Annotated in this window: 12 protein-coding genes; 4 read left to right on the forward strand and 8 right to left on the reverse strand. The window is 61.1% G+C overall.

Going from position 1 to position 12099, the window contains the following annotated elements; genetic code table 11:
• Window positions 1-50: 50 nt before the first annotated feature.
• Window positions 51-371 carry a hypothetical protein gene (locus NW830_RS01500; RefSeq protein ID WP_414359573.1) on the reverse strand — a complete coding sequence of 107 codons (321 nt, stop codon included), beginning with the start codon at window positions 369-371 and terminating at the stop codon, window positions 51-53.
• A complete protein-coding gene (locus NW830_RS01505; protein ID WP_414359572.1) occupies window positions 371-652 on the reverse strand; it encodes a c-type cytochrome in 282 nt (93 codons plus the stop codon). The genes NW830_RS01500 and NW830_RS01505 overlap by 1 nt, the downstream gene beginning before the upstream one ends.
• 108 nt (window positions 653-760) lie before the next feature.
• Here NW830_RS01505 and dnaG point away from each other — a divergent pair, with 108 nt between their 5' ends.
• Entirely contained in the window at window positions 761-2758 is a 1998-nt protein-coding gene (dnaG, locus tag NW830_RS01510) for a DNA primase (protein ID WP_414359571.1), read from the forward strand.
• 25 nt (window positions 2759-2783) lie between these two features.
• On the opposite strand, the gene NW830_RS01515 is transcribed toward dnaG, so the two are convergent.
• The 4 genes from NW830_RS01515 to NW830_RS01530 all read right to left on the reverse strand — a co-directional run bounded on the left by NW830_RS01515 (window position 2784) and on the right by NW830_RS01530 (window position 6569).
• A complete protein-coding gene (locus NW830_RS01515; RefSeq protein ID WP_414359569.1) occupies window positions 2784-3989 on the reverse strand; it encodes an NAD(P)/FAD-dependent oxidoreductase in 1206 nt (401 codons plus the stop codon).
• A gap of 159 nt (window positions 3990-4148) precedes the next feature.
• The gene (locus NW830_RS01520) at window positions 4149-4943 is read right to left on the reverse strand and encodes a photosystem II manganese-stabilizing polypeptide (RefSeq protein WP_414359567.1); all 795 of its coding nucleotides are present in this window, start codon (window positions 4941-4943) and stop codon (window positions 4149-4151) included.
• A 419-nt stretch (window positions 4944-5362) separates the two neighbouring features.
• The gene (gene hisG, locus NW830_RS01525) at window positions 5363-6112 is read right to left on the reverse strand and encodes an ATP phosphoribosyltransferase (RefSeq protein WP_414359566.1); all 750 of its coding nucleotides are present in this window, start codon (window positions 6110-6112) and stop codon (window positions 5363-5365) included.
• Window positions 6113-6173: 61 nt separating this feature from the next.
• On the reverse strand, window positions 6174-6569 hold the full coding sequence (locus NW830_RS01530; protein WP_414359564.1) for a DUF1818 family protein: 396 nt from the start codon (window positions 6567-6569) through the stop codon (window positions 6174-6176).
• Between the two features lie 58 nt (window positions 6570-6627).
• Here NW830_RS01530 and NW830_RS01535 point away from each other — a divergent pair, with 58 nt between their 5' ends.
• The 3 genes from NW830_RS01535 (at window position 6628) to NW830_RS01545 (ending at window position 10017) form a co-directional block, all read left to right on the forward strand.
• Window positions 6628-8313: a SpoIID/LytB domain-containing protein gene (locus NW830_RS01535; protein WP_414359563.1), complete on the forward strand. Its 1686-nt coding sequence runs from the start codon at window positions 6628-6630 to the stop codon at window positions 8311-8313.
• 11 nt (window positions 8314-8324) lie between these two features.
• A complete protein-coding gene (gene era, locus NW830_RS01540) occupies window positions 8325-9350 on the forward strand; it encodes a GTPase Era (RefSeq protein WP_414359561.1) in 1026 nt (341 codons plus the stop codon).
• Between the two features lie 64 nt (window positions 9351-9414).
• Complete coding sequence (locus tag NW830_RS01545; RefSeq protein WP_414359559.1) at window positions 9415-10017, forward strand: glutathione S-transferase family protein; 603 nt, start codon at window positions 9415-9417, stop codon at window positions 10015-10017.
• 149 nt (window positions 10018-10166) lie between these two features.
• Here NW830_RS01545 and smpB read toward each other — a convergent pair whose 3' ends face one another.
• Window positions 10167-10631 (reverse strand): SsrA-binding protein SmpB, encoded by a 465-nt coding sequence (gene smpB / locus NW830_RS01550; RefSeq protein WP_414359558.1) that lies wholly within the window; start codon window positions 10629-10631, stop codon window positions 10167-10169.
• Between the two features lie 58 nt (window positions 10632-10689).
• Window positions 10690-12060: a ribosome biogenesis GTPase Der gene (gene der / locus NW830_RS01555; RefSeq protein ID WP_414359556.1), complete on the reverse strand. Its 1371-nt coding sequence runs from the start codon at window positions 12058-12060 to the stop codon at window positions 10690-10692.
• Window positions 12061-12099 lie beyond the last annotated feature (39 nt).

Below are 12099 nucleotides of genomic sequence, written 5' to 3' on the forward strand. Positions count from 1 at the left end.
TTAACAACGCTAGGTGGAAAGGGAACTAGGCAGGATCCGGCCAACAAAAGCTAAGGATGGTGATGGGATCCGTGGGATTCGGTCACGCTCATGCTGTGCTGACCCCAACTGGAGAGGCCCATGGACACCAGGCCGGCGCTGGCCAAGCCCATCGACACCAGCCCAAAGGAGAGGGCGCCCATGGCCACCAGGCCAATGGAGAGAATGCCGTGGGTCACCACGCCAATGGCCACCACTCCATGGGCGGAGATGCCGACGGCCACCAGCCCATGGGCCCCTATGCCAACTGACAGGAGCCGGCGGCGGGATCCCTGCCCTTCCGCCAAGCTTTGGGTTAGTAAGGCGGGGTTCTGAGCACCTTCTTTTCCCATCAGCCCTTGCTCCAGTTGTGCTCAGCGCGATCCAGAACGTAGGCGGCCACTGCCTCGATCTCTTCTGGCTTGAGGAGCTTGCCAAAAGCAGGCATGGCCCCTTTGCCGTTGCGCACCTGGGCTTGGATGAGCTCAGGCGTATCGACGTGGTACTCGTGCAGGGCAGCTAGGGAGAGATTTTTAGCCGGCACTATAGAGTTGCGCCCGTTGAGATGACAGCCCACACATTTGGCCTGAAAAACCTTGGCTCCCAAGGCCAAGTCTGGCTCTGCAGAAGCCACTTGTGGACTCCAAAAGAGGGTAGAGATGGCCAACAAAAGCCCTATAAAAAAAGGCTTGACAATTTGCATTTTCATCTTAGGCATTGACCAAAAACCAGCCTTCAAGGCATGCTCATTATCCCAGGCCCCTTGAGCCCCGTCAAAAGACGGCCTGTCGAGTTTCCCCCGCCTACCTTGAGGTTGGGATCCCTCCAAACCATGAGCGGTCTGCCCCCCGAGTTCATTCAACTGGTGCTCCAAAGGGCCGATATTGTCGAGGTGGTGGCCGAAAAGGTGGTGCTGCACAAGCGGGGCAAGAACTTCGTCGGCCTCTGTCCTTTCCACAACGACCACAAGCCCAGCTTTCAGGTCAGCCCCAGCAAGCAGATCTACAAGTGCTTCGCCTGTGGGGCAGGGGGAGATGTGATTCGCTTTGTCATGCAGACCGAGCATCTTTCCTTTGCCGACGCCGTGCGCCGCCTGGCCCAGCGCTACCACCTGCCCCTGCCGGAGCCAAAGGGATCCCTGTCCCAGGACTACGAGCGCCAACTCTCCCACCGGGAAAAGCTGCTGGAGATTTTGGCCCTGGCTGCCGATTTCTATCGGCATGCTCTCCGCTCCCAGGTGGGAGCTGCAGCCCGCGAGTATTTGCACAGCCGGCGCCTAAGCGAAGAGACTTGGCAAAAGTTTCAAATTGGCTTTGCTCCCCCCGGGTGGCAGTCGCTCTACGAATACCTGGTTAACCAGAAGGGTCAGCCGGTCAAGCTCCTGGAAGAAGCCGGCTTGCTGGTGCCGCGCCAGCAGGGATCCGGCCACTACGACCGCTTCCGCAACCGCATCATGCTGCCCATTTTTGATCCCCAGGGGCGGGTAATTGGCTTCGCCGGCAGAGCCTTGGGAGAGGAGCAGCCCAAGTACCTGAACTCTCCAGAAACCGAGCTGTTCAACAAAAGCCAGGTGGTCTACGGCCTTAACTTTGCCCGCGAGGCCATTGCCAAGGCCGACCAAGTCTTGGTAGTGGAGGGCTACTTCGATGTCATCGCCCTGCACCAAGCCGGGATTGCCTATGCTGTAGCCGCCATGGGCACGGCCCTGACGCCGCAGCAGGTCAAGGCCTTGCTGCGCTACACGCAGTCTAAGCGGCTCATTCTCAACTTCGATGCCGACCCCGCTGGGTTCAACGCCGCCAACCGGGCTATCGCAGCCATTGAAGAGCAAGCGCGGCGGGGGGAAATTGAGCTGCGCATCCTCACCCTCCCCGCTGGGAAAGATGCCGACGAGTTCCTGCGGCAGCACCCCGCTTCCCAATTGGAGGCCCTGCTGGCTCAGGCTCCCCTATGGCTGGATTGGCAGATTGAGCAGGTGCTGGCCGGTCGAGATCTCAGCCAAGCTGCCGATTTCCAGCAGGCCTATCAGGCGCTGGTGCACTTGTTGGCTGGCTTGGGCGGACAGTGGCGCTCTCTGTACATTCACAAGGTGGCGGAATTGCTTAGCCGCGGCAACGCCCGCCTTAGCCGCGACCTGGAAGAGGATCTGCGCCGTGCCGTACGCCAGCACCGCTGGGCTCAACCCCAGCCACTTTCTGCCAACAAGGGATCCAAACTGTTGCAAGCAGAGTCCCACCTTCTGCAGATCTTCCTGCATTTTGCCGAGTACCGCCGCGAGATCCGCCACACCTTGCTGGAGCGAGAGCTGCAATTTAGCTTCCGTCCCCACCGGGAGTTGTGGCAGCGGATCTTGGAGCTACTGGCAGGGCAACCGGAGCTGGAAGAGCAGGGAGAGGCTCTGCTGACGGCTTTGCGCACCCTCTGCGCCCAAGACGATGAGCTCAACGAGCGCCTTAGCCACCTGCTCTGGCTGGATGAAACAACCCGTATTGCCCTGATGCGCCCCCAGCTGGTGGTGCGCGCCGCCTTGGCCAACATGGAGCTGGAGATTCGCCAAAAGCGCTACCGCTACTGGACCCGGCTTTGGGATCAAGCCTTTTCCGAGGGCAACACCGCCCTTGCCGCCCAGTACCAGGCCAGTATTCAACAGGAATATCAAGCCATTCGGGCCTTGCAGCGCCAAGTCCAACTGAGCCTGGAAGACCTGCTGGAGACACCGCCGGCTGAGGAGGGGTCTTGAGCAAGGAGGGAGGATTCTTTTGCCTCTATCCCTGAGGGAGAGGGGCAGGGGGTGAGAACCCAGCAAAGCGCGCCGGCGAGAGACTGGGAAGCCACTCATCGGCCTGTCCGTAGGCCTGCTGGGCAAAGCGGCGGGCCAAGGCCGGCACAATGGCTAAGGGGTTGCTGAAGCCGGAAAAGAGTTGCAGCCCTTCCCAGCCGGGCAGGGATCCCACCAGAGGGTGGTGATCGCTGCTAAAGGCCACTAAGCAGTGGCGCCAGCGCCCGGGCAAGTGAGCTACTGCCGGCAAGTAGCGCTCTACTTGGGAGCGGATTTGCGCTTCGCTAGCGGCGGCATCCACCTCGGCCTGGGGATCCGTCAGCACCCGACTGATCTGGCCCAGGCGAAGGCTGCCGTCTAGAAACTGCAGGATCCCGACATCCAAAATCGGCGGGCAGATCTCCTGTCCCGGCTTGTCCCAGAGGGGATCCCGGTCGGGATGGCCGGCTTGCCGCTCCAGCTCCAGCCGCTGCACGGGCGCACTCATGACGATGGTTCTCAACCGCACCTCTGCAGGCTCCAGCTCAAGGGATTCGGCGTGGGTGAAGTAGATAGGGGCCCAGATCCCGGCCTGGCGCAACAGAGCCCGCGTCCAGCCGCCGGCGCACACCACCACCTGGGCTGCCCCATAGCAGCCTGTAGGGGTCTCCACCCCCGTGATCCGCTGCCCCTGCCGCCGCAAGCCGGTTACGGTTTGCAAAAGCAGGGATCCCCCCAGGCGTTGGAAAGCCTTCTGAAAAGCCAGCGTCGTCAGCCAGGGATGAATGTGGCCATGTCGCGCCCAGAGCACGCCCTCCAGGGCCACCGGATTCAAGAGGGGCTCCAGCTCACAGGCCGTCTCCACGGAAATGCGCTGGGGTGGAATGCGACAGTCAGCCAGATCCGCCTCCACGCTTTCCACGGAGTAGCCAGGAGCAATCAGCAGGAGCAGATCCAGCTCGCGAAATTGCAGATCCGCCTCCAGCTCCTCTGAGAGGGTGCGATAGCGTTGGATCCCTTCCTCCCCCAGGGCTTTGAGGAGGGGGGTTTTCCCCGCCCAATGGGCCAGGCCACCGTAGCTGTAGCGAGTGGCACTGGGCGGCAGCGCCTCCTTTTCAATTAGAAGAACGGATCCCCCCTGGCGGGCCAACTCATAGCTTAGGGCCGCCCCTGTGATCCCGCCCCCGATGACGATCCAGTCGTAGTTGGCCATGCCTGTTGCGCTCCTCGAAGGCTATAGCTCCTGGCTGGCGTCAACCCCCAGAGAGGGGTGTAAGGTGCCTACCCCAAGACCTGCCACTGCTGCACCCTTGGCAGGAACAAATAGGCAGGGAGAGATCCCTGCCTCGGGTATGAGCTGCCTCAAGCTTTTTTAGGACTCCTGCGCCAGCCGCGCGTAAAACAGGCCCTGAACGCGAACGGTGCGAGGTTTCAGTGCCCCCTGCTCGGTGCTAGATTGCTGAATGCTCACAAAGGAGCCACCTATTTCTCCGCTGCTGGGATCCACGCGAGCAATGCGCAGCGACATTTTCCCCTGGGAGATCTCGTCCACCTTGCGGTTGGCAGCAAAGTCCTCCTTAGCTGCCTGCAGCCCTACAGCCGTGTCGTAGCCAGTGCTGGAGCCGCGCCCCCGCGAGTCGAGGAAGCTGCTGGTACGGTAGCCAGGCACCAAGAACTCTCCTTCAAAGTCCGTTGAGGGATCGATGGCGGATCCTGGAGCGGTAGCCACCAAGTCTTTCACGCTAAACAAAAAGGGCACCAGCTCGCGGCGAGGCAACTGACCGGTTGTGGGCTGGAAGGTGATCCCATCCACCACTTTGAACTCCAAGCCATCGTCTTTGGCAGTTACTTCGGCTTTAATCGGCCCCAGGGTAGCGGCCGAGATCATGATGTTTTTGGCTTTGATAAACTCTTTTTCCCCGTTCCGTTTTTCTTCTTCCACCTCAATTTGCACTGGCTGGAAGCAGACATCGGTTAGCTTTAGGGATCCCCCCTTGGGCACCTCAATGCGGCCGCGGGCATCGTCCGAGACCGAAGGGCAAATGGCCGCCTTGCCCGTGTTGCGGATCTGGTCGTAGGTTAGAGGAGCCTTGGCCGCCTCAGCCCGAAAGGCGAAGACGCTCAGACAGAGGGCCAACAGGATGGCGAGTAGGGGACGGTACCGCATAATCAACCTCGAAAAACCTGTTTTGAATCTGCTGGGGCAATTAAACCAATGCCCCCATTGTACGCAATCCTGACATCCTCCCAGCCCTGACCCTACGAGTACAGGGGCTCTTTCCTCCTTCCTCCCGTTGACTTGCCTGCTCGGGTCAGGGGGACGGAGTTCTGTCGGTAGGGTTTGCAACCCTCAACCCGATGCTGACCTCCAGAAGGGAGCAGAAGGGCGGTCTGTCTTCCCCGCCAACCCTCAAGCCTTCCCAGGGCTGTCCGAAGTGCGGGGCGGAAAAGAGTCGCTCGCCAGCTTTAGTGTCGGGGGAGGGTCAATACCCCGTCTGCTCTGGGGACAGGAGCCCGGTATCCACTAGGGCAGAGGAAGAGACAAAAGCCTTGTCGTCAGGTACCTGCCTATGGGGTAGTTCACAGCTAGCCAACTGCTAGTACAGAGCCCAGCCAGCGCTCCCGGATCTGAGCCACCAACTCGCCAATGGGCTGCTGGTTAACCCGGTAGCTGGTGGGATGGGCAATCAGGCGGGCTGTGCTCTCGAAGAGACAGTCCCGTTCCACCAGGCCATTTTCCCGCAGGGTACGTCCGGTGGCTACTAAGTCCACGATGGCATCAGCCATGCCAACAAGGGGAGCCAGCTCCACCGAGCCAGAGAGGGAGATGAGCTCCACCGGCAAGTCCAGGCGGTCGAAATACTCGCGGGCGCAGCGGACAAACTTGGAAGCTACCCGGGCATAGGGAGGCAACTGGGCCGCTGAGGTGTAGGGGCTGTCTTGGGGAAGAGCCACCGCCATGCGGCAGTAGCCAAACTTTAAATCCAACAGGTGGGCTACCTCCGCTTTCCTGCCGGCGTAGCGCTCCCGCAGGACATCGTAGCCGACAATCCCCAGTTGGGCCTGGCCGTACTCCACGTACACTGGCACGTCCTGGTTGCGCACCAGCAGCGCCGCGTAGCGCTGTCCCTTGAATTGGGTGGGGGATTCAATGCGCAAGAGGCGATTGGCCGGATCCAGAAAGCGGCTGAAGTCGATCCCTACCTGCTGCAAACAGCGGATAGCATCGGCTAGCAAAGCTCCCTTGGCTAGGGCAATGGTAATTGGCTGGCCATCTGGAGGGCAATCTCGGCAGTCGCGAGGCTGAGCCGGCTTGAGCTCTGAAGCTGTCGACATGAGGGTTCTGGCGCTGCCCCACTGCAACCATCCTAACGAATTCCCTGGGCCATTACTGGATCTAAACTTTGCCTTGCTCCCGCAACTGGGCAAGAGCACGACACAGCCCTGGGACAGCCTCTGCTGGCCAGAAGCCTTCGCCGCGCCGGCCCTGATGCAACTGTAGGTAAAGATCCCAGGCAGTGGGGCTGCCACTGGCAATCAAAGTTAGCCAGGGGAAAGTTCGCTCCAGAGTGATGCTCTCTTCTGCCATCAGTTGGGAGGCTATGGCTTCCATATCCTGCCGCAGGCAGTACACCCCCTGCCCAAAAGCTTGCCACTCTTCTTGAGTTAGCTCCAGCGCCCACGTTTCTCCCCCCACCAGGGCCACAAACGGGGATCGCGCCGGATCCCAGCCCAGTCGCCAGCCGGCTCCCTTGCGCAGAGGAGGGGGGGTAGAGGGGAAAAAAGCATCCATACTAGCCCAAAGAGATGCAGGTAGAATCAACGGGGTGCGTTATCAGCATAAAGCGTCCATGCCCAGTTACCAACCTCCCCCCACCCAGCCTCGGCCCCCCTTGCAGAGTACGCTCATTTCTGGCTTGGGTGTGCTGCTTGCGGCTTTGGCGTTTCGCGCTGCCGGCGCCCCTCCTGGAAAGACTTGGGCGACGGTGGTTACCCCGCAGAACCCGATTTTACGGGTGGGCATCCTGCAGCACTTTGGTCGTTCTGAGAAGGATCAGGTGGAGTTGGCGGCACCAACTGGGTCGCTGCTGACGCTGGAATTTCCCCAGGCCGACGGCAGCACACAAACGCAGCGCACCCCGCGAGTAACCGTTGGGATCGTCAACCGCGCCTTAGCCCATCCAGAAACCGTTTACCGCCTTATCCTCAGCAGTCACAAAAGTTTTGAGAGCGCCGAGGCCAGCGCCAACTATTGGCAGGCTCTAGGGATCCGCACTGAGATTGCTCAGCCCCAGGAATGGCAGGTGTGGGCCAGCCGCGCCTACACTCCCCAACAACTGCTCCAGATTCAACAATATGCGCAAGCAAAAGAGATCCCCCAGGTGCGGCTGGAGGTGCAACAGCGGCGCCAGCAGCCCCAGCTGAGCTGGGTGCATGGTTACTTTCGCTACCACCGCACCCGGCTTCGGGTAACCTCGGATGCCGGCTATCTGCAGGTGAACGACCGCTACTATGCTGGCTCGATTACCATTCAGCCTAACGCCTACGGCAGCTACACCGTGGTCAACGCCGTGCCCTTGGAAACCTATTTGCGGGGGGTGGTGCCCCATGAGGTAGGGCCGGGGGCTCCCTTTGCTGCCATGGCCGCCCAGGCCATCTTGGCGCGCACCTACGCCCTCAAGAACCTGCACCGCTTTCAGATTGACGACTACCACCTCTGTGCCAACACCCACTGCCAGGTTTACAAGGGGCTGACGGGAACCCACCCGCGGGCTGACGAGGCCATTCGCCAGACCACCGGTTTGGTACTTACCTACAATGGCGAGCTGGTGGATGCCGTCTATTCCTCTGCCAATGGCGGCATCTCCGCGGGCTTTGAAGAGGTGTGGGACGGTGAGCCCCGCCCTTACTTGCGCCCTCGCGCCGACATTGCCCCCCAGGCGGAGCTGGTCTTTGACTTGCGGCAAGAAGACAACTTGCAGGCCTTTCTGAGGCGGCGGGAGGGTTTCAATGAAGCAGGGGTATCCCCCCTTTTCCGCTGGGAGTTCTCCCAATCCCTGGCTGAGCTAAACGCCCAACTGCGGGCTAACCAAGACTACCTGGGGATCCCCCTGCCTGAATGGACCACCATCCAGAGGCTACAGGTTCTGGAGCGCTCGGTCAGTGGTCGGGTGCAGGCGCTGCGGGTGGACTTGCAGACGCCCCAAGGGCCTTACTCGCTGGTTTTGCGCAAGGATCAGGTGCGCCTGGCCTTTCCCCGCCTCTACAGCACCCTATTCCGCATCGAGCCCCTCAACCAGGGCCAGCAGCTGACGGGCTACCGCTTTATCGGCGGCGGTTTTGGCCATGGGGTGGGGCTGAGTCAGTACGGCGCCTACACCCTGGCCCGGCAGGGGTTGAATGCGGCCCAGATCCTCGCTTTCTACTACCCCGGCACGACCCTGGCCAGTCTGGGATCTCTTTCCCTACCCCTCCCCGAGGCTTTGCTAGGTTTGGACAATGACCAGGCGCACTTCTTGCCCACCTACCAGAAATAGGGTTCGCAATAATGGCAGCAGAACAGCAGGAAGAGCAGGCCAGCTATTCTCCGCTTCCGGATCTCGCAGGGCAGGGGATCCCAGAAGCGCTGGAGCCAGCTCGAACGAGGGAGCTGGAGCCCTCTGCCCTCCCAACTGCCCCAGCAGGGTTTAAGTCAGGGTTTGCAGCGCTCATTGGACGGCCCAATGTGGGCAAGTCCACCCTCATGAACGCCCTGGTGGGCCAGAAGATTGCCATCACCTCCCCCGTGGCCCAGACCACCCGCAACCGCCTGCGCGGGATCCTTACCTTGCCCCAAGCCCAGATCATCTGGGTGGATACTCCCGGCATCCACAAGCCCCACCACCGCCTGGGGGAGATCTTGGTGCACAACGCCCAGGCTGCCATTGGGAGCGTGGATGTCGTCCTCTTTGTGGTGGATGGCTCGGTGCCGGCAGGGCGGGGAGATGCTTTTATCGCCGAGCGGATCCCTGCTGCTACCCCCTGCATCCTTGTCTGCAACAAAGCCGATCTCCTGCCCAAAGACGCGGCCAGGCGCCAGGCTCACCAGGAGAGCTACCAAGCCCTGCGGCCCGACGCCCCCGTCGTCTGGGTGTCGGCGTTGGATCCCAGCAGTTTGGCACCCCTCATCCAGGCCACCGTTGACCTGCTGCCCCCCGGGCCCTATTACTATCCGCCCAACCTGGTAACCGATCAACCAGAGCGATTCATCATGGCGGAGCTTATCCGGGAACAGGTGCTGCTGCACACCCGCGAGGAGGTGCCCCACTCGGTAGCCGTGACCATTGACCAGGTGGAAGAAACCCCCACCGTTACCCGTATCCTAGCCACCCTCTACGTGGAGCGGGACTCGCAAAAAGGGATCCTCATCGGCAAGGGAGGAGAAAGGCTCAAGCAGATTGGCCAGGCCGCCCGCCTCCAGATTCAAAAGCTCATTGCCGGCAAGGTATACCTGGAGCTCTTTGTCAAGGTCCAGCCCCACTGGCGGCGCTCCGAGCACCTGCTGCGCAACTTCGGCTATCGGCTGGAGTCCTAGGGGTGCAAGAGGGTCCCGCAGGCGATGATAGTGATGGTAAAGTTATAGGCTGAGGCTGACGACCATGCTGCGACTGTACGGGATCCCCACCTCCGGCAATTGCTACAAAGTGGAGCTGCTCCTCAGGCAGTTGGGGATCCCTTACGAGACGGTTGAGGTCAATTCCAGAACTGGAGAAAATCGCCGCCCCGAGTACCTGGCCAAGAACCCCTTGGGCCAGATCCCGGCCTTGGAGCTGGAAGATGGCACGGTCTTGGCCGAGTCGGCGGCAATCTTGGTTTACCTAGCAGAAGACACCCCTCTCTACGGCCAAACGCGGCTGGAGCGGGCTGAGATCTTGAAATGGCTCCTTTTTGAACAGACCCGCATTGCCCGCTACATTGCCACCACTCGCTTCCTAGTGCGGACTGGACAAGCCGAGGCCAACGCCGAGCTGATTGCCCAGAACCGGAAACTTGGCACGGAGGCTTTGGAGATCATGGAAGGCCATCTGCAGGGGAAAGCGTTCTTTGTAGGCAACCGCTACACGATTGCAGATCTGGCCCTTTTTACCTACACCCATGTGGCCGAGCAGGGTGGCTTCGACCTCAAACCCTTCCCCAACATCCGCGCCTGGTGTGAGCGGGTGCAAGCCACCGAGCGCTTCTTCCCTCTCCCGGGTGCCTAGAACTCCCTAGGCAGCGGACCCTACCTCCCCCTGGGAGGCCGACCGAGTTGGATCTTGCTTCCGAGCCTCTCCCTGAAGCTGCAGCAAGGGCGCCAGTGCCATTGGAGAGCGCAGGTTACCCCCTTGGAGCTACCGGGAGTTGGCGGGCCTTAGCGCCCCTTGAGCTCCCGCTGGATTTCCCGCCGCGTCTCCCGTTCCTTAATGGCTCGCCGCTTGTCGTGGAGCTTTTTGCCGCGGGCCACGCCCAGCTCGGCCTTGATCCAGCCGCGGTTAAGCACCAGCCGCAGGGGAACCACAGTCAGGCCCTTCTGCTCCACCAAGCCCCGCAGGCGGTCGATCTCACGGCGGTGCAATAGCAGCTTGCGGCGGCGGGTGGGATCGTGGTTGAATTCCTTGCTGGTAGTTCCGTGGGGGGCAATATGCAGGTTGTGCAGCCAGGCCTCGCCATCGCGAAAGAGCGCAAAGGCGTCCTGGAGATTGGCTTTGCCGGCTCGGATGGATTTCACCTCTGTGCCGGTTAGCTGGAGCCCGGCTTCGTAGGTCTCCAAGATCTCGTACTCAAAGCGGGCGCGGCGGTTTTCCACTAGAGTTTTGACGTTGGCATCCACAGCCATAAGCCTTGTTTGCGGTTTGCTTAACAGAAAAAAGCTGTTGTCTTGCCGCTGTGGAGTCCTAGGGGGAGGCCAGGGATCCCTCTAGCTTGCGCACTTCCTGGCCCACCCGCCGCTCGGACTTGCCGCGCCAGATAAAGCGGAGGGGAGTGCCGGTGAAGTCCAAGTTTTGCCGGAAGTGCTTTTCCAGGTAGCGGCGGTAGTTTTCTTTGAAGAGATCGGGATCGTTGACAAAGAGGAGGAAAGTAGGGGGCCGCTCCCCTATTTGAGTGCCGTAGTAGATCCTACCCTGCCTGCCCTGGCGGTTGGCGGGGGGCGACTGCCAGGCAAGGGCATCCTGCAGCACCTCGTTAACCACAGAGGTGGGGATGCGTTTGCGATGGGCGGCTACCGCCGTGTTGACCTCGGCAAAGATCTTGTGGGTGCGCTGCCCCGTGAGGGCGCTGACAAACAACAGGGGTGCCCAGTCGATAAAGTACAGCCGCTCGCGGATCTCGCGGGTGTACTCGTTAATGGTGTAAGTATTTTCCACCGCGTCCCACTTGTTGACAACGATGATGCAGGCGCGGCCTTCTTCCTCAATGCGGCCAGCTAGCCGCTGATCCTGCTCGGTTACCCCCTCCAGGGCGTCAATGACCAGCAGCACCACATCCGAGCGCCGGATGGCTTTGAAGGCGCGGTTGATGCTGAAAAACTCCACCCCGTATTCCACCCGGCTTTTCCTGCGGATCCCGGCGGTGTCGATGAGACGATAGCTCTGCCCCTCCCACTCCACCAGAGTGTCGATGGCATCGCGGGTGGTGCCAGCAATGGGGCTGACAATGGCCCGCTCGGATCCCACCAGGCGGTTGAGCAGGCTGGACTTACCCACATTGGGCCGGCCGACAATGGCTACAGCAATGGGCTCTGCTTCACCGGCAGCTTCCTCTCCTTCCGGCAGATGAGGCAGCACCGCCTCCAGTACCTCTGCCACTCCGTTGCCGTGGATGGCGGAACAGGGGATCGGTTCCCCCAGCCCCAGCTCCCAAAAAGCTGCCGCCTGGGCCAGGCCCAGTTGCCCTGACTCGCACTTGTTGACAGCCACCACCACCGGCAGGGGTTGTTTGCGCAGCCAATCGGCCAATTCTTTGTCAGCAGGAGTTAGCCCCTCGCGGCCATCCACCACGAAGATGACGGCATGGGCCTCGGCCATTGCCAGCATGGCCTGCTGGCGGATGTGGGGCAGAAACTCACTGTCGTCGCCAAAAACCAGCCCGCCTGTGTCCACCACCCGCAGGCGGCGCCCATTCCACTCCACCTCTTGGTAGAGGCGATCCCGCGTTATGCCGGGCTCGTCGTGGATAATGGCCGCCCGCGTCCCTGCCAGGCGGTTGACGAGACTGGATTTGCCCACGTTGGGGCGACCCACAACGGCAACTACAGGTAGGGGCACGACTCCAATCGCCAAAAGGCCAAAGCTAGATCTCCATCC

Origin of the sequence: Synechococcus sp. OH30 (assembly GCF_047462175.1) — a bacterium.
Classification (GTDB): Bacteria; Cyanobacteriota; Cyanobacteriia; order Thermostichales; family Thermostichaceae; genus Thermostichus.

What these genes read in the sequence shown, in the direction of transcription:
- dnaG (WP_414359571.1), top strand. Translation starts at nt 761, where the DNA reads ATGCTCATTATCCCAGGCCCCTTGAGCCCCGTCAAAAGACGGCCTGTC.
- NW830_RS01535 (WP_414359563.1), top strand. Translation starts at nt 6,628, where the DNA reads ATGCCCAGTTACCAACCTCCCCCCACCCAGCCTCGGCCCCCCTTGCAG.
- NW830_RS01530 (WP_414359564.1), bottom strand. Translation starts at nt 6,569, where the DNA reads ATGGATGCTTTTTTCCCCTCTACCCCCCCTCCTCTGCGCAAGGGAGCC.
- NW830_RS01520 (WP_414359567.1), bottom strand. Translation starts at nt 4,943, where the DNA reads ATGCGGTACCGTCCCCTACTCGCCATCCTGTTGGCCCTCTGTCTGAGC.
- NW830_RS01545 (WP_414359559.1), top strand. Translation starts at nt 9,415, where the DNA reads ATGCTGCGACTGTACGGGATCCCCACCTCCGGCAATTGCTACAAAGTG.
- NW830_RS01500 (WP_414359573.1), bottom strand. Translation starts at nt 371, where the DNA reads ATGGGAAAAGAAGGTGCTCAGAACCCCGCCTTACTAACCCAAAGCTTG.
- hisG (WP_414359566.1), bottom strand. Translation starts at nt 6,112, where the DNA reads ATGTCGACAGCTTCAGAGCTCAAGCCGGCTCAGCCTCGCGACTGCCGA.
- smpB (WP_414359558.1), bottom strand. Translation starts at nt 10,631, where the DNA reads ATGGCTGTGGATGCCAACGTCAAAACTCTAGTGGAAAACCGCCGCGCC.
- era (WP_414359561.1), top strand. Translation starts at nt 8,325, where the DNA reads ATGGCAGCAGAACAGCAGGAAGAGCAGGCCAGCTATTCTCCGCTTCCG.
- NW830_RS01515 (WP_414359569.1), bottom strand. Translation starts at nt 3,989, where the DNA reads ATGGCCAACTACGACTGGATCGTCATCGGGGGCGGGATCACAGGGGCG.